The organism is Mycobacterium syngnathidarum (assembly GCF_001942625.1).
Lineage (GTDB): Bacteria > Actinomycetota > Actinomycetes > Mycobacteriales > Mycobacteriaceae > Mycobacterium > Mycobacterium syngnathidarum.
In genome coordinates, this window is record NZ_MLCL01000021.1 from 1 (window position 1) to 19349 (window position 19349).

General features: G+C 65.8%; 21 protein-coding genes and 1 pseudogene. 15 read left to right on the forward strand and 7 right to left on the reverse strand.

The features are described from left to right. Window positions 1-679: 679 nt before the first annotated feature. The 5 genes from BKG60_RS04265 to BKG60_RS04280 all read left to right on the forward strand — a co-directional run bounded on the left by BKG60_RS04265 (window position 680) and on the right by BKG60_RS04280 (window position 4999). On the forward strand, window positions 680-2212 hold the full coding sequence (locus tag BKG60_RS04265) for a flavin-containing monooxygenase (RefSeq protein ID WP_075909264.1): 1533 nt from the start codon (window positions 680-682) through the stop codon (window positions 2210-2212). Beyond that, a complete protein-coding gene (locus tag BKG60_RS32325) occupies window positions 2209-2523 on the forward strand; it encodes a hypothetical protein (RefSeq protein WP_242671572.1) in 315 nt (104 codons plus the stop codon). Before BKG60_RS04265 ends, BKG60_RS32325 begins: the two co-directional genes overlap by 4 nt. Further along, a complete protein-coding gene (locus BKG60_RS04270) occupies window positions 2523-3284 on the forward strand; it encodes an alpha/beta hydrolase (RefSeq protein WP_242671574.1) in 762 nt (253 codons plus the stop codon). Before BKG60_RS32325 ends, BKG60_RS04270 begins: the two co-directional genes overlap by 1 nt. Continuing rightward, window positions 3281-3994, forward strand: a complete 714-nt coding sequence (locus BKG60_RS04275; RefSeq protein WP_075909265.1) for a hypothetical protein — start codon at window positions 3281-3283, stop codon at window positions 3992-3994. The genes BKG60_RS04270 and BKG60_RS04275 overlap by 4 nt, the downstream gene beginning before the upstream one ends. Before the next feature lie 210 nt (window positions 3995-4204). Continuing rightward, window positions 4205-4999 carry an SGNH/GDSL hydrolase family protein gene (locus tag BKG60_RS04280; RefSeq protein ID WP_075909266.1) on the forward strand — a complete coding sequence of 265 codons (795 nt, stop codon included), beginning with the start codon at window positions 4205-4207 and terminating at the stop codon, window positions 4997-4999. Between the two features lie 58 nt (window positions 5000-5057). Here the strand turns inward: BKG60_RS04280 and BKG60_RS04285 are convergent, their stop codons facing one another. Next, window positions 5058-6446, reverse strand: coding sequence for a flavin monoamine oxidase family protein (locus BKG60_RS04285; RefSeq protein WP_341350325.1), 1389 nt, complete (start codon window positions 6444-6446; stop codon window positions 5058-5060). A gap of 242 nt (window positions 6447-6688) precedes the next feature. On the opposite strand from BKG60_RS04285, the gene BKG60_RS04290 reads away from it, so the two are divergent. From BKG60_RS04290 to BKG60_RS04300, 3 genes are all read left to right on the forward strand, one after another. Beyond that, window positions 6689-6880, forward strand: a complete 192-nt coding sequence (locus BKG60_RS04290; protein WP_075909268.1) for a hypothetical protein — start codon at window positions 6689-6691, stop codon at window positions 6878-6880. Window positions 6881-6986: 106 nt separating this feature from the next. Next, complete coding sequence (locus BKG60_RS04295; protein ID WP_075909269.1) at window positions 6987-7847, forward strand: phytanoyl-CoA dioxygenase family protein; 861 nt, start codon at window positions 6987-6989, stop codon at window positions 7845-7847. A gap of 15 nt (window positions 7848-7862) precedes the next feature. Then, on the forward strand, window positions 7863-9095 hold the full coding sequence (locus tag BKG60_RS04300; RefSeq protein ID WP_075909270.1) for a PucR family transcriptional regulator: 1233 nt from the start codon (window positions 7863-7865) through the stop codon (window positions 9093-9095). An 80-nt stretch (window positions 9096-9175) separates the two neighbouring features. On the opposite strand, the gene BKG60_RS04305 is transcribed toward BKG60_RS04300, so the two are convergent. Both BKG60_RS04305 and BKG60_RS04310 read right to left on the reverse strand, forming a co-directional pair. After that, window positions 9176-10057, reverse strand: a complete 882-nt coding sequence (locus BKG60_RS04305; RefSeq protein ID WP_075909282.1) for an exodeoxyribonuclease III — start codon at window positions 10055-10057, stop codon at window positions 9176-9178. Window positions 10058-10130: 73 nt separating this feature from the next. Continuing rightward, the gene (locus BKG60_RS04310; RefSeq protein ID WP_075909271.1) at window positions 10131-10517 is read right to left on the reverse strand and encodes a DUF5997 family protein; all 387 of its coding nucleotides are present in this window, start codon (window positions 10515-10517) and stop codon (window positions 10131-10133) included. 29 nt (window positions 10518-10546) lie between these two features. On the opposite strand from BKG60_RS04310, the gene BKG60_RS04315 reads away from it, so the two are divergent. Beyond that, window positions 10547-11260, forward strand: a complete 714-nt coding sequence (locus BKG60_RS04315) for a LysR family substrate-binding domain-containing protein (protein ID WP_075909272.1) — start codon at window positions 10547-10549, stop codon at window positions 11258-11260. A 42-nt stretch (window positions 11261-11302) separates the two neighbouring features. Continuing rightward, complete coding sequence (locus BKG60_RS04320) at window positions 11303-11656, forward strand: cupin domain-containing protein (protein ID WP_075909273.1); 354 nt, start codon at window positions 11303-11305, stop codon at window positions 11654-11656. Here BKG60_RS04320 and BKG60_RS04325 read toward each other — a convergent pair. Next, entirely contained in the window at window positions 11653-12102 is a 450-nt protein-coding gene (locus tag BKG60_RS04325; protein WP_131827501.1) for a hypothetical protein, read from the reverse strand. The two genes, BKG60_RS04320 and BKG60_RS04325, sit on opposite strands and share 4 nt — an antisense overlap. A gap of 257 nt (window positions 12103-12359) precedes the next feature. On the opposite strand from BKG60_RS04325, the gene BKG60_RS04330 reads away from it, so the two are divergent. Together BKG60_RS04330 and BKG60_RS04335 are read left to right on the forward strand one after the other, a co-directional pair. Beyond that, entirely contained in the window at window positions 12360-13073 is a 714-nt protein-coding gene (locus BKG60_RS04330; protein WP_075909275.1) for a TetR/AcrR family transcriptional regulator, read from the forward strand. After that, a complete protein-coding gene (locus BKG60_RS04335; protein ID WP_075909276.1) occupies window positions 13060-13980 on the forward strand; it encodes a class I SAM-dependent methyltransferase in 921 nt (306 codons plus the stop codon). Before BKG60_RS04330 ends, BKG60_RS04335 begins: the two co-directional genes overlap by 14 nt. A 71-nt stretch (window positions 13981-14051) precedes the next feature. Here BKG60_RS04335 and BKG60_RS04340 read toward each other — a convergent pair whose 3' ends face one another. After that, the gene (locus BKG60_RS04340) at window positions 14052-15230 is read right to left on the reverse strand and encodes an NAD(P)/FAD-dependent oxidoreductase (protein WP_075909277.1); all 1179 of its coding nucleotides are present in this window, start codon (window positions 15228-15230) and stop codon (window positions 14052-14054) included. A gap of 149 nt (window positions 15231-15379) precedes the next feature. Between BKG60_RS04340 and BKG60_RS04345 the strand changes: the two genes are divergently transcribed. The 3 genes from BKG60_RS04345 (at window position 15380) to nrdF (ending at window position 18780) form a co-directional block, all read left to right on the forward strand. Then, complete coding sequence (locus tag BKG60_RS04345) at window positions 15380-16120, forward strand: TetR/AcrR family transcriptional regulator (RefSeq protein WP_070188897.1); 741 nt, start codon at window positions 15380-15382, stop codon at window positions 16118-16120. An 80-nt stretch (window positions 16121-16200) separates the two neighbouring features. Continuing rightward, window positions 16201-17742 (forward strand): flavin-containing monooxygenase, encoded by a 1542-nt coding sequence (locus BKG60_RS04350; RefSeq protein ID WP_075909278.1) that lies wholly within the window; start codon window positions 16201-16203, stop codon window positions 17740-17742. 75 nt (window positions 17743-17817) lie between these two features. Beyond that, window positions 17818-18780 (forward strand): class 1b ribonucleoside-diphosphate reductase subunit beta, encoded by a 963-nt coding sequence (gene nrdF / locus BKG60_RS04355; RefSeq protein ID WP_070188899.1) that lies wholly within the window; start codon window positions 17818-17820, stop codon window positions 18778-18780. Here nrdF and BKG60_RS31070 read toward each other — a convergent pair. Then, window positions 18777-18968: pseudogene (locus tag BKG60_RS31070) on the reverse strand (YihY/virulence factor BrkB family protein); the annotation flags it as partial. The gene nrdF and the pseudogene BKG60_RS31070 sit on opposite strands and share 4 nt — an antisense overlap. Before the next feature lie 64 nt (window positions 18969-19032). Next, complete coding sequence (locus BKG60_RS04360; protein WP_070188901.1) at window positions 19033-19257, reverse strand: hypothetical protein; 225 nt, start codon at window positions 19255-19257, stop codon at window positions 19033-19035. Between the last annotated feature and the right edge of the window lie 92 nt (window positions 19258-19349).

The following is a 19349-nucleotide window of genomic DNA, read 5'->3' on the forward strand; positions in this document are numbered from 1 at the left end:
CTGGAAGTGCCTTTCTTGTGCTGGTCGGATTGTTGCGTAGAGAACACCAATCTTTCCAGCTCAGAGGGCACTTTCCTCATTCCGACACCCCAACAACCAGCCCATTCATCGGTGGATCAAGGCTAAGACCGGCGATAAAAGCAAGGTCGACATGACATCACCTGTGGCGCTGTAAGCGTTCCGAGGAAGGTAGCCCGTCGGGTGCCGGCACGATCGGCGCGGCCACCATCCTCGTCGCGCTGTACTACCGGGCGGGGTTCAGCTAAACCCAACCCTGGTGTTCGTGCTGGTGCTGCTCGGCGTCGCCGGCGGGAGCTGTGGAGCCGCAAGTTCGCCGCGCGGCTGCTGTGAGAAGGATGACGCGGCAAGGGCGGCACGAGCCAGATCTGAGCGGGATCCACGCTGGTGAGGGTAGACGCGACCAACTCCGCGGTATGACCAACATGATCACTCCTCCGGACTGGCTTGGCCTCCGCCTGGTACAGGCTGCGCTCGTACCCCGAGACGGACCCCGGCGGGCAGGGCCGCGCGCGGGGCGGTTGTGCCATCGGCTGCGGGAGAGGTGAGATTTCCACCACTGAACGAGCAAAGACGTTGAGATTCGATGTGGAGTCCGCCACGCCCGAACCGGCAATCTGAACTGCATCACGACGCGCTCGGCGCAGGGAGGAATCAACAGATGAGCAACACAGCAGCCCGCCCGGAGTACTTCGACGTGGTCATCATCGGCGGAGGCATCTCGGGTATCGGCGCCGCGGCGTACATCACCAAGGAGTTCCCGAACAAGACGGTGGCCCTGCTGGAGGGACGCGACTCCGTCGGCGGTACCTGGGACCTGTTCAAATACCCCGGCATCCGCTCCGACTCCGACCTGCACACCTTCGCGTACGAGTTCAAGAGCTGGAAGGACGAGAACGCGATCGCCGACGCTCCACTGATCCTGGACTACCTCAAGGAGACCGTTGACGAGTACGGGCTCGGCGACAAGATCCGCTACCGGCACAAGGTTGTCTCCGCGGCGTGGTCGAGCGACGACGCCGAGTGGCTGCTCGACGTCGACGCGATGGAGGCCGACGGGACGGTGCGGCGTGAGGTGATCAAGGCCGGTTGGGTCTTCGGCGCCACCGGCTACTACAACTACGAGGAGGGCTTCACCCCGGAGTTCGCAGGCCGAGAGGACTTCACCGGCGACATCATCCACCCGCAGCACTGGCCCGAGGGGTACGACTACTCCGGCAAGAAGGTCGTGGTGATCGGCAGTGGCGCCACGGCGATCACGCTGATCCCGTCGATGCTCAAGGGCGACGGCGCGGCCGCGCACGTGACGATGCTGCAGCGGACGCCGACTTACATCTTGACCCTGCCCCGCGTGGATGCGCTGAGCCTCAAGCTCACCCGCCTGCTGGGCGAGCGTGGCGGCTACCTGGCGACGCGGTGGAAGAACATCCTCATCGACTGGACGATCGTCGAGTTGCTGACCCGGTTCCCCAACGCCTCCCGCCGCTACATCCGCAGCGTCAACGTCAAGGAGCTGCCCGCCGGTTTCGATGTCGACAAGCACTTCAACCCGCCCTACAACCCGTGGGAGCAGCGCCTCTGCCTCGCGCCCGACGGGGACTTCTTCAAGTCCATCCGCGACGGCCGGGCCTCGGTGGTGACCGACCGGATCCGGCGGTTCACCCCCACCGGTATCGAACTCCAGTCCGGCGAGCACCTGGACGCCGACGTCATCGTCACCGCGACCGGGCTGAACCTACGCATCTTCGGCGGCATCGACCTGACGGTGGACGGGCGTCCTATCGACCTGCCCAGCTCCGTGGTGTACCGCGGCATGATGCTCTCCGGAGTGCCGAACTGGATGAACGCGATCGGCTACACCAAGTCGTCCTGGACGCTGAAGATCGGGCTGCTCGGCAAGAGCATCATCGAGCTGTTGCGCCACATGGACACCCACGGCTACGACACCGTCGTCCCGCATGCGCCTGTCGGCGTCGGCACCCGCTCCATGCTCGACCTCAACTCGGGCTACATGCAGCGGTCCAAGGACGATCTGCCGCGCCAGGGCGACGCCATGCCCTGGAAGATGGAAAACGTCTTCCTCGACGACCGGAAGATGTACCGGGGTTCGGTGATCGACGAGAACCTCCGGTTCAGCTCGCGCCTCGAGCGCGAATTCGGCGGCCGTGCCGTTGTGGAAGAGGCACGGTCATGACCGTGACCGCCCAGGCGCCCGCGTCCGCCGCTGCACCGGCTGCGCTGACCATTCCCGAGCGGCTCCAGCGCGGCGCGTTCACCGCCCTCGGGCGCGTCCCCGGCGGCGTGCTTCGCCGGCTGGCGCCGCGAGTGGTCAACGCCGACGGCGACGTGATGGCGCCCGAGATCGCCCTGATGCTCAAGGCCTCCGCAGGTGCGCCGGACTTCAGCGACGGCACCGCGGAGGAGGCACGCGCGATCGTCGCGCACGACTACCGGGTGTTCGCCGACAAGGCGCCCTCGGGCGTCGCGTCGAGCCGGAGATTGTGATGTCAGGCGGACTGCGCGCCACCCTGTACCGGCCCGCCGCACCGTCGAAGGCCCTGGTCCTGTTCCTGCACGGCGGAGGCTTCGTCCTCAGCAGCCGGCAGGACTACGACGTCCCCGTCCGCCTGATCGCGGACGGCGCCGGGGTCAACGTGCTCTCGGTCGAGTACGGCCTGGCGCCGGAGTCGCCGTTCCCCGGGCCCGTCGACGACGCGGTCACAGCCTGGCGGTTCGCTGTCGAGCACTGCGCCGAGTGGGGGATCGACCCCACGCGGATCGTGTTGCTCGGCGACAGCGCCGGCGGAAATCTCTGTGCCGTGCTCGCGAACGACCTCGCGGGCCAGACGATTCGGCCCTACCTCCAGGTGCTGATGTACCCCTTCGTGGACGCGGCGGGGGTCTACCCTTCGCGGCAGGAGTTCGCGGGCAACTCCGCACTGTCGGCGAAGCAGATCGACTGGCTGGCGAACCTGTACGTGCCCAGCCGCGAAGACCGTTTCGACCCGCGGATCTCGCCCATGCTCGCCGAGGACCTGTCCGGCGCGCCGCCGACCCTGCTCACGGTGGCCGGATTCGACCCGCTCCGCGACGAGGCGCTCGCCTACGCCGAGCGGCTCACCGAATCCGGTGTCCCGGTGCGCGTGTTCCGCGAGGGCGGCCTCGTGCACGGCTACATCTCGATGACACGGATCAGCCCCACTGCCCGCGCCGCCGTCGACCGCGTCGCCGGCGCCATCCGCACCTCCCTCAAGGAGAGCCGATGAGCACCACCCGCATGGTCCTGATCCTCCTCGCGGACCTCGCGATGGTCATCGCCGGCTTCTACTACGGCTACAAGCTGCTCCGCGGGTTCCGCAACTTCCTGCTCGGCCTCGAGTGGGTCGTCATGGCGGTCTCCGGCGTCAACGTCCTCTACCTCGCTGCGATCTATGCCGACCAGGCAAGCTCCAGCTACCGCGTGATGCTGTTCTTCGACGCCTTCTCCAGGTCTTTCGGCATGACGGTGATCCTCGTCGTCGGCATAGCGGCGGTGACCCACAGGTACCGCCCGACCTGGATGGTGGAGGCTGTCGCCATCGTGGCCGGCATCGCGGTGGGCCTCAACCGCGCCCTCGATCCGCGGCCGGTGGAACTGGGGTGGTCGATCTTCTACCTCGTGATGAATCTCGGTGCGGCACTGTTCATCTTCGTATTCATGGTGCCGAAACTGTGGCGCGCGGGCGATCGCACCAACGCAACGTGGGTCGCAATTGGGAACAGTCTCGGGGCGTTCGTGGCGATCATCTACGACTTCGTCCATCTTCCGGGCGACGACGCGGATCACACGGTGTTCTACATCATCTCGCTCTCGATCTGGGCGCTCATGATCGTGACCTTCTCCCGCGGCTACCTCGCGCTCGAACGGCACAACGCGGCGGCGGACGCGGGTCCGCCCGCGGCGGGCAAGGTCAGTCCACGGGCTTCAATCGCCTGACCAGCGTTGCAGAAGTTCCCCAAAACAACGGGCTTAGCCTTGTCGAACCGCGCTGCTGACCCGGCTGCCGGCCGCCGGGGTGGCGCTCGAGACCGTCCGTCTGAATCGCGTGCCGACCGTATGAACTTGCGCGAAAAAGCGTGCAATGACTGACCATTCGGTGTTTTCGCACTAGGCTGCTGAGAAAGCCAAGGCCGGGAGATCCGCACCATGACGACGTATCGCCGGATCGCTGCACTGGGCAGCTCCTATGCTGCCGGACCAGGCGTCCAACCCGTCGTCAACCGTGCCGCGATGCGTTCGGGCAACAACTACGCACACGTATTGGCGCGCGCTCTCGGTGCCGAACTCACCGATTTGACGGTCTCGGGAGCAACGACGTCGACCGTCCTGGATGTCCCGCAGCGTGTGGGGTTCGTCACGTTCGCACCACAGATTCGCTCACTGCCCGCCGACGCCGACCTGGTCCTCATCACGGCGGCAGGCAACGATCTGGAGTACCTGGGCTCTGCGGTCAAGCTCGGCGTCCGCTTCACCCTCGACCGGTACACGCACGGGCTGCTGCAGCGCTGGATACCTGCCGGCATTCCGGTGGCGACTCGGCAGCAGCGGGACAAGGCTGCCGCTGGGCTCGCGCGCATCGTGACCGAAACACGTTCCCGCGCACCGAAAGCACGTGTCATTCTCGTCGATTACCTACCCATGGTCGGTGACGCGACCGTCCCTTTCACCGATGTCCCGTTCGACAGGACCGTCATCGACGCTCTCGCGGTTATCCACGATCAGCTGTCGTCGGTATTCACCGATGTCGCCGGGCAAACTGGCGCCGATCTCGCACAAGCATCCCGGCTCGGCCGTGGGCATGAACTCGGTAGCCCGTTCCCGTGGATCCAGCCGTTGCAACCTGTCCACCGAATTGCGAGTTCGTTTCACCCGACCGCCGACGGGATGAAAGCTGTTGCCAGGGAACTACTGAAAATCGTCGGTGCACCCCTCGGGGGGTGAGCAGCGGCCAACGCTCGCGGGCCGGCCTGTCCGCTCGCACCCGAGGGGCACGCGAAGCTTACGCGGAGGCTTCTTCCTTGACGCCGAGTCGCTGCGCGATCTGCTCGGCGGTGTGCAGACCAGTCAGGATGGCGCCGTTCATGGTGCCGGCCCACTCGCCCGCGGTTTCGGTGCCCGCCCAGTGGATGCGCCCGTGCGGTGTGGTGAGGGCCTCGCCGTAGTTCACCGATGCAAAAGGCGGCGCGGCCGGATGCGGGCCGCCCGGGGCGAAAGGTTCTGTGCCCCAACAGTGATCGATGTAATCGATGGGGCTGCCAGCCTGCTCGCCGTACAGGTCGACCAATTGATCGAGAACCAGTTTCCGCCGAACGTCCGGACCGAAGCCGTCGTACACCCGCGCGGTGCAGAAGACCATCAGGATCCCCGGCCCGTCATCGCTGGGTGACACGTCGAAGGTGATGAACACCGGCGCGGTATCGGCCAACGCCTCACCCGAAAGTCCCTCAGCACGCCAGAAGGGCTTGTCGTAGGCAACGAACGCCTTGCTCAGCGCGCCCATCGGGAAGCTCGTCGTGAGCCCCTCGATCTTGTCCGGCAGGGCCGGGCGGTACTCGATGTACGCCCGATGCTCGGGGGCTGCGGTCACGATGGCGTACTTGGCATTGATCAGTCCCGAGTCGGTGGAGACCGTGACGCCGTTGTCGTCTTGCGAAATCTCGCAAACCCGGGTGTCCAAGACAATCCGGTCGCCGATCTGCGCAGCGAGCCGCTTGGCGATCTCCTGAGTGGTTTCGGTGACGCGATACTCCTGCTGTCCGCCTTCGACGGCAAGCATGTGATCGAGCCCGCCCACGGCCTGGATGTAGCGCAACACGTGCAGCAGTGACACATCGAGCGGGCTGCAGCCCCACTGCACCCTGGTGACGATGAACATCAGGGCACGAGTGCTGGTCGCGGCCTGCTGCTGGTCGAGCCATTCGCCGAACGAGATCGAGTCGAGCTGGCCGGCGTTGGGGGATCTCCAGGCAGCATTGACATCGATGGTCTCCAGCAATGTGTTCAGCGCCATTTGGATGCGGCCCAGATCCTCCACGTCCACCGGCCCGGTCGTCGGCAGGGTGCCCGTGTAGGTCTGGCGTTGCCCGGCCATCCAGAGAACGTTGACGCCTTCGTCGAACTGAGGGGTCAGTGAACACCCCAATCGCTCCATCAGGTCACGGATTGCGGTGTGGCGCTGGGCAACCCACGTCGCACCCAGGTCGACCTTGACCCCGGCCACCTCGCCCGTGTACGACCGGCCGCCGACCCTGTCGCGACCTTCTACGACGAGAACGGACGCGCCCATGTTGACGAGCCTGTCTGCAGCGCTCAAGCCGGCGAAGCCCGCCCCGACAATCGCGACATCAACCGATGCGGACCCGTCGCCGCCTTCGGGTGATGTCAACACGGTGTGTTTTTCCACTGTTTCCTCCATCGCTCCTAATTGATGATGCGAGATGCAGCGGGCGGCAGCGTAGGACAGAGCATGCGCAGCATGAGCTACTGCACGCGACGGATCGCCCTGGCAATCGACGCATCTCGCAACTGACAAGTTCACTGTCGCGGCTATAGGCGCAGGGCCGCTACAACGGTGCTCACCGACTGCTGAGGCGAACATGTGCAAGGTGCACCCCTGATCACCTGCCGTCCGTGCTGCCGCGCACCGACGTCGAGTCCTGCGTCAGCACCGTCGCGGCGGCGGTCAATGCCGTGACAGCGGTGATCGACGCGCCCAGCGGATTCCTGTCGATGGGTGATCTTCCCCCCGTCCTGGCAACGAAAGATGCGCGGTGGGGTGCTGAAGGGGTGCAACATGCACCGCTGCCTCGCTCAATTGGTTGAGAGGTGCCGTGGCACGTGACCAGTCTCAGCGGCCATAGTGAGATGAACGCCATGCCAACAGCTCGACGCTATCCCCAAACCTCAACTCGCAGAAAGAGATAACGCGATGACAACCGCAGTTTCGAATCTCAGGAAGCTTCCCTCCACCGCGGATGTCGCGGACATCCTCGCCGTCGTCGCCGAGGACGGCGGGGTGATCATCGAGGGCCTGCTCAGCCCCGAGCAGGTCACCCGCTTCAACGCCGAGATCGAAGCCCCCCTCACCGCGCTGACCGCCGGCGGCAAGCACGAACTCGAGATCGTCAACGAGTTCCACGGCGCCAACACCAAGCGCCTCACCAACCTGGTCACCCACAGCCCGGTCTTCCGCAACGAGATCATCGACCACGACCTGGTCCACGCCCTGTGTGATGCGACCTTCCTCGAGGAGTCCGGCACCTACTGGATGACCACCGCCCAGGTCATCGAGATCGGACCCGGCAACCGCGCGCAGTTCCTGCACCGCGACCTCGAGAACTGGTTTCCCTTCGTCGGCATGGGCCCCGCCGGGCCGGAGATCACCCTCAACTTCCTCATCGCCCTCACGGACTTCACCGAGGAGAACGGCGCGACCCGCGTCATCCCGGGTAGCCACCAGTGGCCCGACTTCCAGGACCGCGGCACCCCTGAGCAGACGGTTCCCGCGATCATGAACGCCGGCGACGCCCTCTTCTTCAGCGGCAAAACCGCCCACGGCGGCGGTGCCAACGCCACCACCGATCAGTACCGCCGCGCGGTGTCCTTCGCGTTCAACCCGGGCTTCCTGGTCGGGGAGGAGGCGTACCCGTTCCTCGTGGACCATGACGTGGTGAAAACCCTGCCGGAGCGCGTCCAGCGCATCCTTGGCTTCCGCTCTCAGTACCCCACCGGCTCGCCCGGACTCTGGATGGTCGACTACCGCGAACTCGCCGACCACCTCGGCCTGTAGCGGCAGACTGTTGCCATGACACCGGATCAGCTATGGCCCGATGCATCCGATCCGGTCCGTCGGCTGATCCGCGGACTTGCCGAGACGGCGCTGGCGAGGTCCGGGGACGTCATCGACGAGCTGACGGCGGCGTCGCTGCAGGACCCGCGGTACCGGGCGATCGCCGAGGACCCGGTGCTCGCGGAGGTCGACGCCCGCGTGGTGGCCACCCACCTCAAGCACTGGCTGACGTCCAACATCGCCGAACCTGGTCGCCGGGTCGCCCCGGCCGCGGGAAGCGCGATGCGCACCTACGCACGTGATGTGGTGCTGCGCGGCCTGACCACCGACGATGTCCTGTCGTGGCGATCGGCTCAACGTGTCGCCTGGAAGTGGTGGCTGGCCACGTGTTTCCAGGCGACGGACGACGCAGAACAGCTTCGCGAACTGATCGAGGTCTCCGGGAATTCGCTCACGGCGTTCGTCGATGACTCCATCGCCGAACTTGCCGAGCACATCCGCAAGGTCCGCGAGGAGTTCGCCGGTGGCTCGCAGCTGCAGCGCTACGCCACCGTCGAACTCCTGCTGCAGGGCGCGGACATCGCACCGTCGCGCGCCGAAGCGCAGCTGGGCTATGCACTGACGGGTTCGCACGTCGGCGTCGTCGTCTGGGTCGACTCCGAGAAAGACGTCGCCGAACTCGAACGCGCCAGTGAGCAGGTGACGCGGGCGTGCGGCGCGGACCGACGGCTGACGGTGGTTGCCGGTACCGCTGCGGTGTGGCTGTGGATACCGGCTAAGACCACGCCGACGGTCACGGACCTCGCCGAACGTCTGGGGCGACGGTGCGGTGCGCGCGTGGCACTCGGCCGCGCGGCCCCAGGGGTGAGCGGCTTTCGGCGAACGCACATGGATGCCGCTGCAGCGCAACGGCTTCTGGCGCGCCTGGACTCCGGGCTGTCCATCGTGCGCTATGAGGACGTCCACCTGGTGGACCTGTTGTCGAGGGATCTGCCGTCGGCCGACCAGTTCGTCGCCGACGTGCTCGGTGAATTGAAGGACGCCAGCCCGGTGCTGCACCAGACGGTACTGACCTACGTGGACGAGGGACTCAACCGCACGAGCACCGCAGAACGGCTGTACACCCACCGCAACACCATCGATCGGCGTCTTGCCCGGATCGACGAACTCCTGCCGAAACCGTTTGCGCGCAACCCGATCGAGGTGGCTGCGGCCCTCACACTGCTCAGTGTGCGCGGGGGCCACTAAGGCCGGCGCCCGGAAGCAGGTGCCGTCACAGGGGTAGACAGCCGGCCCGCGCGTAACTCATCGCATGCGTGAACCGGGGTTCAACGGAACGCGTACCGCACGACCACGGGCGCGTGGTCAGACAGCCGCGCGCCGGGTTCGGGTTCCTTGTCGACGGTCACCGACATGGCGGTCCGCGCGAGCCGCGGCGTGGCCAGGTGGTGATCGATGCGCCAGCCCACGTCCTTGACGAACGACTCGCCGGCCCAACTCCACCAGGAAAGCGGCCCGGGGCGGTCGCCGTGCAGCGTCCGGACCACGTCGACAAGCGTGCGCGGCCCGATCTGGGTGTCCAGCCAGGCGCGTTCCTCGGGGAGAAAGCCCTCCATCTTCTGTGCGGGCCGCCAATTGGTCACGTCGTGCGGAAGATGAGCGAGGTTCAGGTCTCCGACCAGCAGGAATTCGCGACCCGCATCGAGCGCAGCCCGGCGGTTCCGGCTCAGCTCGCGCGCGAACGCCCCGAGGAAGCGCATCTTCCGGTCGTACTTGGCGCCGCCGTCAGGCGTATCGCGCATGGTTCCGGGCCGCTGCAAGTGCGCGGGTAGGCCGCCCTTCGGCAGGTAGAGGCACGCCACGGTGAGGGGAACGTCCGCGAGGTCGACCTCGAGGTACCGGCCCTCGCCCGCATGGGCCCCGAGGCCCCGGCTGCGCGGCGGATGCGAGACCCAGGTCCGCGCGTCCGATGGTGCCTCGCGCGTCAGGATCGCGACGCCGTTGCGGCCCGGGATCGAGCCGCAGTCGATCGCCGCGTGATAGCCGTCGAACGCGCCGACCTCCTCGCGTGGGCAGCGCAACTCCTGCAGGGCCACCACGTCGAGCCCCCGCCCGGCGAGCCAGGCGTCGAAGCCGCGACGGCGTGCCGCCCGGATCCCGTTGACGTTGAACGTGGCAATGCCCAGCGGAGGGTTTGGAGTGTCAGGCATCTGGTGCTGGTGCTTCCGTTCGGGGTGCATCATGTGCGCCATCTGCGGCGGTGGTGGCACGTGGCCAGCGCCGTCAGCTGTCGCGAGCCTGCTCCGCCCGTACCGCCTTCAGCCGTCGCTGCTCGGCCAGAACATTCTGGTAGCTCTCGCGTTCGGCGATCAGCCACTCGGGCTTCTCCTGGAGTAGCTGATCGATCTGCTCGGTGGTGAGCGCATCTCCGACGCCACCACGCGCGAGACCGGCGATCGAGATGCCCAGCTTGGCTGCCACGAGATTCTTCGGGTGCGGCCCGTTCTTGCGGAGATCCTTGAGCCACTGCGGTGGGTTCTCTTGGAGGGCGGCGAGCTCGCCGCGGGTGATCGCGTTCTCCTGGAACTCGGCAGGTGTCGCGGGCAAGTACACGTCCAGTTTCTTCGCCGCTGTGGCGGGTTTCATGGACTGCGCGTTTGGCCTGCTCATGGGAATCAGCGTATCGGTAACCTGAGGCGGTGACCCCGCAGTCCCTCACCCTCGGGTATGTACCTGGCGGGACGCCCGCCAAGTGGGCGCGGATCTGGGCACAGCGTCACCCAGAGGTGCCGCTGCAGTTGCATTCCGTCGCTGCCGCGGACGCCGCCGACGCCGTGCGGGACGGCACCGTCGACGTGGCGTTGGTCCGGCTGCCGGCCGATACATCCGGACTCGCGGTCATCCCGCTCTACGAGGAGACCACGGTGGCGGTGGTGCCGATCGATCACCTGCTCACCGCCGTCGATGAGATCACCGCGGCCGACCTCGACGACGAACCTGTCCTGGTGCCGCTCGATCACGTCGTCGACTGGGCGAATGCTCCCGGCGCTGTCGTCGACCATCGACCCGAGACCACCGGGGACGCAATCGAACTCGTCGCCGCCGGAATGGGCGCGCTCGTCGTCCCACAGTCACTGGCGCGGCTGCATCACCGCAAAGACCTCACCTACCGCCCGATCGCCGACGCGCCCACCTGTCCTGTGGCGCTGGCGTTCCCGGAAGGGTCGCAATCCGAACCGGTCGACGAGTTCATCGGCATTGTGCGGGGCCGCAAAGCCAGTTCGTCGCGGGGGCAGGCCACGCCGGCGCCGAAACGCACGGCACGCGAAAAGACGCTGGCGAAACAGGCGGCCCGCGCCGCCGCGGGCAAGGTTGCGCGCAAGCCGGGCCCGGCCAAGCGCGGTCGGCGCTGAGGCGCCGGGAATTGTGAGCCGGTGTGCGCGGTTCGTGCACACATGACCACTAACGGCGACGCGGCGTCTTTCGGTCCCAACGCGCCTGGATACGAGTGGAAATCGACTTCCGAGGTCGACCCGATCGAAGTCTCTCCCGGAATCACCGTCCAACCACTCTGGCGGGGTGCCAACGGAGCCAAGGCGGCGATCACCACCATCGCTGCGGGTGCGGTCTGGGCCGGTGAAGACCTGCATGACCCAGGACCCGAAGAGGTCTATGTCGTCTCCGGTGTCTTCAATGACGGCGTGAACGACTATGCCGCAGGAACCTTCCTGCACGCCCCGGCCGGGTCGTGGCACGTACCGCAATCCGCGGAAGGCTGTGTGCTGTTCCTCTTCTATCCGGAAGGCTAGGCCGGAAGAGCGTCCAGGATCTCGTCCGCGGCCCGTGTCCATGCGGCAACGTCGGGTGGGCGGGGGATGTTGCCGACCACGAGCACGACGTTGGCCAGATACTTGTCGGTGGCTACCCGCATGGCCGGGAAAGCGCCTGGGCGAGTGAGCGGTTCGATGAGCATGCGTCGTCCGATGTCCGGAACTTCCGTTGCGCCCGGCTCCCCGATTTCCGCCAGGAGATCCTCGGTGATGACCCCGTTGGCGGGGGACTGGACCTTGATCGTCGCCGTGAACGACAGAACGCCGCCCGCGGTGGCGTAGTAATTGCAGCTGTGCCCGACGGATCCGTTGGCGTTCTGGATATCCGCGTCGAGGCCATTGTCGATCTCGACCCCTGCCAGAGCCGACATCTGTGCCCCGGTGAGCAGGCAATCCGAGGGCAGGACACGGTCACGCCATGTCACGTCGGGTGCATTTCGGGCGGGGGGACTTCCGGCGACCGGTTGCCCGGTCACCACCTGCGAACACGCAGTGGCACAAAGGACCAATCCGAGGGTCGCGGTGGATCCGCATTTCCTGCCCACCCGACCTGGCAATCGCACGTTGTCACGCTATCCGATGTGCAGACGGGGACGAAGCGGACAAATGGATTTGATCCCTGACCCTTGACCAAAAACGTTTTTTGGTCAAGTCTGGTACCGACGGGTCAACAGGAGGTGCGATGTCGGATGCGCGACGGGAACGAGCGGACCGGATCCTCGATACGGTGTCGGACCTGCTGCTGCGCTGGGGCTATCGGCGGATAAGGATCGACGAGGTCGCCAAACGGTCGGGCATCGGCAAGGGAACGGTCTATCTGCATTGGCGTACCCGCGAGCAGATGCTCGCCGCAGTCGGATCGCGGGAAACCGCCCGGATGGTGGACGCGGTCATCGAGTCGATGCGGGCCGATCCGGAGACGGTGTCGCCGCACCTGCTGATGCGACGAATCTTCATGGAGGCGATGGGCCGACCGGTGCTACGCGCAATTTATACGCAGGACATCGAAACGGTGGACGCGTTGGCAACCGACCGCTCCCAAAAGGGGATGGGCGCCGCGAATTTTGCCGGCTGGCGGGAGTATCTGGAAATTGTCCACGGGCACGGCTTGCTGCGGGAGGGGCTGAGCCCGGCCGATGTGCACTACCCGCTCACAGCGACCGTCTACGGATTCTTCGCAGCTGAGCCGCTGCTGCCCGACGAACTCACCCTGAGCCTGGACGACAAGGCCGATCAGTTGGCTGCCACATTGCGTCGGGCTTTCGAGCCACCTCGACCACCGGGCCGAAAGCACGTGGATGCCGCAGCGAGCGAGGTCGTCGCTCTCTATGAACGGATCGCCGAGCAGTTCCGGACACTCACCTACGCGCAAGGAGGCCGTGATGAGCCGAAGTGACAACGACAGCTGGGATCTGGCATCGAGCGTTGGTGCGACCGCCACCGTGGTGGCCGCGCAGCGCGCGATCGCATCACGAGGACCGGATCCACTGATCGACGACCCCTATGCGGAGCCCCTGGTGCGTGCGGTGGGGGGCGATGTCGTGCGGACCATGCTCGACGGCGGGGATGTGCCGGACGGCGCCGCTGCCCTCGATCGGCAACAGCTCGCCGAGGCCATGGCGGTGCGGACCCGGTTCTTCGACAGCCTGTTCATCGACGCAGCCGCCGCGGGCGTACGTCAGGCAGTGATCCTGGCCTCGGGCCTGGATACGCGCGCCTACCGCTTGCCGTGGCCTGCCGGGTCGGTCGTGTACGAAGTCGATCAGCCGGCGGTGATCGACTTCAAGACCTCGACTCTGGCCGGCCTGGGTGTCGAGCCCGCCGCAATACACCGTGCGATCGCCATCGATCTACGCGGTGACTGGCCAAAAGCGTTGGTGGACAACGGGTTAGACGCCGATAGTCCGACGGCGTGGATTGCCGAAGGGTTGCTGATCTACCTGCCGCCCGCCGCCCAGGATCAGTTGTTCGACGACATCACGCGACTGAGCGCTCCCGGTAGTTGTCTCGCCACCGAGTACATTCCCGACGCGTCGGCTTTCTCCGAAGATCGGTCACCGGGCGTCGCGGAGGGCTTTCGCCGGTTCGGCTTCGACGGCGAGTTGTCTCACCTCGTCTACCACGGTCGACGCAGCTCCGTCATCGAGTACCTGACGGCATGTGGTTGGGAGGTGTCGGCCCAGTCGCTGGAAGAGGCCTACACCGCCAACGGGTTTGAGCTCCCTGGCGATGACATGTTCGCCGCATTCTCCGATGCCCGCATTGTCAGCGGAGTGCTGGCCGGCGGGTCGTCGCCGGCTTGAGCCGAATGGCCAGTTGCTGCACGCCGGTCGCGAAAGAGCGTGTCATAACTGGTCATTCGGCACAGCCACGCCTACGTGTGCTGCGGACTCTGCGCCTTCTTGTACAGCGACTTGAGCAGCAGGTCGCGGAACGTGTGGTTGTCCAACGCCTTCAGTCCGGCACCCGCGACGGCGGGCATACCCGCGAGCTTGTTGAAAAAACGGCCGCGCCGGTATTCCCGACCCCACGCCGCACGCATCCGCTGCTCATAGTTGGTGAAATCGTCGGGACCGCCGTTGGTCAGCGCGGCAATCGCGCATTCGCCTGCGGTCAAACCGGATTCGAGCGCCTTCGAGATGCCGGCACCGGACACCGGCTTGCCCGCACCCAGCGAGTCGCCGACGAACAGCACGCCCGGCCGCCACGGCGGCCAGGCCGTGAAGCCCATCGGCAACCGCCAGGCCCGCACGCTCTTGTTCTTCTTGAGCTCCTCGATCGGCGGCAGTTCCCATTCGGCGGGCAGGGTCCGCAGGAAATCGCCCAGGAACTGGGTGGCGTTGATCGACTGCCAGTTCTTGTAGCTGTTGACGTAGCCCAGGCCGATGTTGAACCGGCCCCCGCCCATCGGGAAGATCCAGCCGTAGCCGGGCAGCTGATCGCCCTGGAACAGCAGCTTGAGGTAGATCTCGAAGGCATCGCTGTCGGGACGGTTGGCGTGCATCTCGGACCGGATGGCGATTGCCGAGTAGCCGTTGTACTCCGAGTCGATCTTCAGTGCCCGCTTGATCGGGGAGTAGGCGCCGTCGGCCGCGATGACCGCGTCGCCGAAAACCTTCTCACCGCTCTTGAGTACGACGCCGACCACGCGGCCCTTGGCGTCGAACTCGGGTCCGGCGACTTCGGCGCCCTGACGCACCTCGGCACCCGCCGACTCGGCGTGCTTGAGCAACAGGGTGTCCAGTTCGGTGCGGCTCACGGTGTGGCCGTGGCCGGGCATACCGGGACGCCGCGGGAAGGAGAGCTCCCACTCGCTGGGGCTGTACACCGTCACCTTGTTGACCCGATGGAACTTGGCAACCTCGTCGGCCAGCCCCATCTTCTGCAGATAACTGACCGCGCGGGCGGTGAGCCCGTCACCGCATGGCTTGTCGCGGGGGAACTCCGCCTTGTCCAGGACCAACACCTTGGCGCCGGTCTGAGCGGCCTGCCACGCTGCGGCTGACCCAGATGGGCCGCCACCTGCAATGACCAGGTCGTATCGCTGCGTCATGAGCCTCGTCTCATTGGTTGACTGTGGCTGCGATAGTACCCAAGCGGGGTGTCGGCGGCTCGACAGGCGAACGCCCGGGTCAAACGGCAAAACCGCGTGTTGTGGGGCGGTCTGGGCAGGTCAGCGCCATCGGGCGGTACAGTGATCGCGTGCGGCGAACGTCGAGATCACATTCCAGCGCTGGCGCGGGTGTCAAGGTTGATGCCCGCAGCGAGCGCTGGCGTGAGCACCGCAAGAAGGTGCGTTCAGAAATCGTCGACGCCTCGTTCCGGGCGATCGACAGGTTGGGCCCCGAGGTCAGCCTCCGGGAGATCGCCGAAGAGGCGGGCACTGCCAAGCCCAAGATCTACCGCCACTTCGCCGACAAATCCGATCTGTTCCAGGCCATCGGCGAGCGTCTGCGCGACATGCTGTGGTCGGCGATCTACCCGGCCATCAACCTGGGCGCCGACCCGGCCCGGGAAGTCATTCGCCGCAGCGTCGAACAGTACGTGCTGCTGGTCGACGAACACCCGAACGTGTTGCGGTTCCTGATCCAGGGCCGGTTTGCCGAGCAGAGCGAATCGACCATGCGGGCGCTGAACGAAGGCCGCGGGATCACCCTGGCGATGGCCGACATGTTCTCCAACGAACTGCGCGAGATGGAACTCGACGGTGCCGCGATCGAGTTGGCCGCGTTCGCCACTTTCGGTGCGTGCGCTTCGGCCACGGACTGGTGGCTGGGCACCGACGAGGACAGCCCGCGCCGGATGCCTGCCGCGGAGTTCGTCAATCACCTGACCACGATCATGGTCGGTTCCATCAACGGCACCTGCGAACTGCTCGGCATCTGGATCGACCCGGACCTGCCGTTGCACGAGGGAGTCCAGCGGCGCCAGCACGCCAGCTAACCGACTCGTTGACAGTCCGGTCCCAGGTCCGGAGACTGGGGAGTATCCGGTACCGCCGTTCCCAGAAAAGGACCTGAGCTATGACGGCTGCCCAACCCACACCGCAGGGTCAGCAACCAATCCACACCCGCGCCTTGATCATCGGCAGCGGGTTCTCGGGGATGGGGATGGCGATCGAGCTGCAACGACGTGGCGTCGATTTCCTGATCCTCGAGAAGGCCGACGAATTCGGCGGCACTTGGCGCGACAACACCTACCCGGGTTGCGCCTGCGACATCCCGTCGCACATGTACTCGTTCTCTTTCGAACCGAAGGCGGACTGGAGCCACATGTGGTCCTTCCAGCCCGAGATCCAGGACTACCTGCTGGGCGTGGCGTCCAAGTACGGGCTGCGCCGCAACACCCGCTTCAACACCCACGTCGACCGCGCGCACTGGGACGACCAGGAGCTGCGCTGGCACGTGTTCAGCGACACGGGCCAAGAATTCATCGCCCAGTTCCTGGTCTCGGGCGCAGGCGGTCTGCACATCCCGCAGATCCCCGACGTCGAAGGGCGTGACGAATTTACCGGCGCGGCTTTCCATTCCGCGGAGTGGGACCACAGCGTCGACCTCACCGGCAAGCGAGTCGCGGTGATCGGCACCGGTGCCAGCGCGATCCAGATCGTTCCCGAGATCGTCAAGGACGTCGCCGAGCTGCATCTGTACCAGCGCACCCCGCCGTGGGTCATGCCGCGGGTGAACAACAAGTTCCCGCAGTGGATTCGGCGCATCTTCAGCTATGTGCCCGGCACCCGCGCGGCGATGCGGGCCGCCATCTACTGGATCCACGAAGGCGTCGGCTTCGCGATGACCCAGCAGCCGTGGCTGCTCAAGATCGGCGAGGCGATGGGCCGCTACAACATCAACCGCAGCATCAAGGACCCCGAGCTGCGTCGCAAACTCACCCCGAGCTACCGCGCCGGGTGCAAGCGAATCCTCAACTCCGACACCTACTATCGCGGGATCGCCAACCCCAAGACCCAGGTGATCACCGAGTCCATCAGTCGGATGACCCCGACCGGCATCGTCACCGCCGACGGTGTCGAGCATCCGGTCGACGTCGTGGTGTTCGCCACCGGGTTCCACGTCACCGACTCCTACACCTACGTCGACATCAAGGGCGCCGGCGGCGAGGACCTGATCGACCGCTGGAACCGCGAGGGGATGGCCGCGCACCGCGGCATCGCGGTGTCCGGTATGCCGAACCTGTTCTTCCTGCTCGGACCCAACACGGCGCTGGGGCACAACTCGGTGGTGTTCATGATCGAACAGCAGATCCGCTACGTCGGCCAGGCCATCGCCGCCGTCGACAAGGCCGGGGCCCAGGCCCTCTCGCCCAGCCCTCGTGCCCAGGCGGAATTCAACACCGAGCTGCAGCAGGATCTGGCCAATACGGTGTTCAACACCGGAGGTTGCCGGAGCTGGTACATGGACGCCCACGGCGTCAACCGGACCCTGTGGAGCGGCATGACCTGGCAGTACTGGCTGGCAACGCGCAAGCTGGACCCGGCGGAGTTCGATTTCATCCATGAGGCGAGCGACACGAAAACACAAGGTGTTGCGGTCCCCGCGGGTCAGTGACCCCAGGGGTAGTGTCGTGGTTACTGTCCGGCAAACACAACGACCTGGTGAAATGGGGTTCTGGTGAGCGAAGGCATGAAGCTGATCGACCGTGTCTCAGCGATCAACTGGAACCGTCTCCAGGATGAGAAGGACGCGGAGGTCTGGGACCGGCTCACCGGCAACTTCTGGTTGCCGGAGAAGGTGCCGGTGTCCAACGACATCCCGTCGTGGGGCACGCTGACTGCACACGAGAAGCAGCTCACCATGCGGGTGTTCACCGGCCTGACGCTGCTGGACACCATCCAGGGCACCGTCGGTGCGGTCAGCTTGATCCCCGATGCGCTGACCCCGCACGAGGAAGCGGTCTACACCAACATCGCCTTCATGGAGTCGGTGCACGCCCGTAGCTACAGCAACATCTTCTCCACGTTGTGCTCGACGGCCGAGATCGACGATGCGTTCCGCTGGTCGGAGGAGAATCCGAACCTGCAGCGCAAGGCCGAGATCGTCATGCAGTACTACAAGGGTGACGAGCCGCTCAAGCGCAAGGTGGCCTCCACGCTGCTGGAGAGCTTCCTGTTCTACTCGGGCTTCTACCTGCCGATGTACTGGAGCAGCCGGGCCAAGCTGACCAACACCGCCGACATGATCCGGCTGATCATCCGCGACGAGGCCGTGCACGGCTACTACATCGGCTACAAGTACCAGCGCGGGTTGTCCCTGGTCGACGAGCAAAAGCGTACGGAGCTCAAGGATTACACCTATGAGCTGCTTTTCGAGCTGTACGACAACGAGGTCGAATACACCCAGGATCTCTACGACGAGGTCGGTCTGACCGAGGACGTCAAGAAGTTCCTGCGCTACAACGCCAACAAGGCGCTGATGAACCTCGGCTATGAGGCGTTGTTCCCCAAGGACGAGACCGACGTGAACCCGGCGATCCTGTCCGCACTGTCACCGAACGCCGACGAGAACCACGACTTCTTCTCCGGGTCGGGTTCGAGCTACGTGATCGGCAAGGCCGTCAACACCGAAGACGAGGACTGGGACTTCTAGTCACCGCGGCCGCGGGTGCGCCGCAGCAGGCGTCCCCGCAGTAGACCGCGCCGCCGCTTTTTGGCGCTCTTGTCGATGACGCTGGTGTCGCGCAGCGGCAACTGCAGAATTTACTCGGCGGGGATACCTGCCTGCAGCTGTCGGCCGCGTTCGAGCTCGGCATCGAACAGCAGGGCCACGTTGGTGATCTCAGTCGGGGAATCGGGCTTGGTCGATGCGTCCGGTGCTGGGCGCGAACGGTTTTCGTCCTCGTCAACGTGCACAGGGGTAGCTTCGTCGCGCACTGTGCCGTCGCTCCCGCTGATTGGACAGGCCCAGTGCCACACCGAGCACCGACAAGGCGACGATGGCCGCCACCACGCCCGGCCCCGGCAGGCCGAGGCTCAGCGCCACGATGCAGACGAGCGCCGCCGCGACGATCAGAAAGGCGAAGACCGGTCCGGCGAACTGTCCGTTGGTGGTCGACTTGCGTTCCATGGGTTCGGATTACCCGCCCGGGGCCTGCACCACACAGCTTCTTTTGTCGACTCGAAAGTGTTCGGTCGCGTGGAGCAACCACTCAGTGAGCT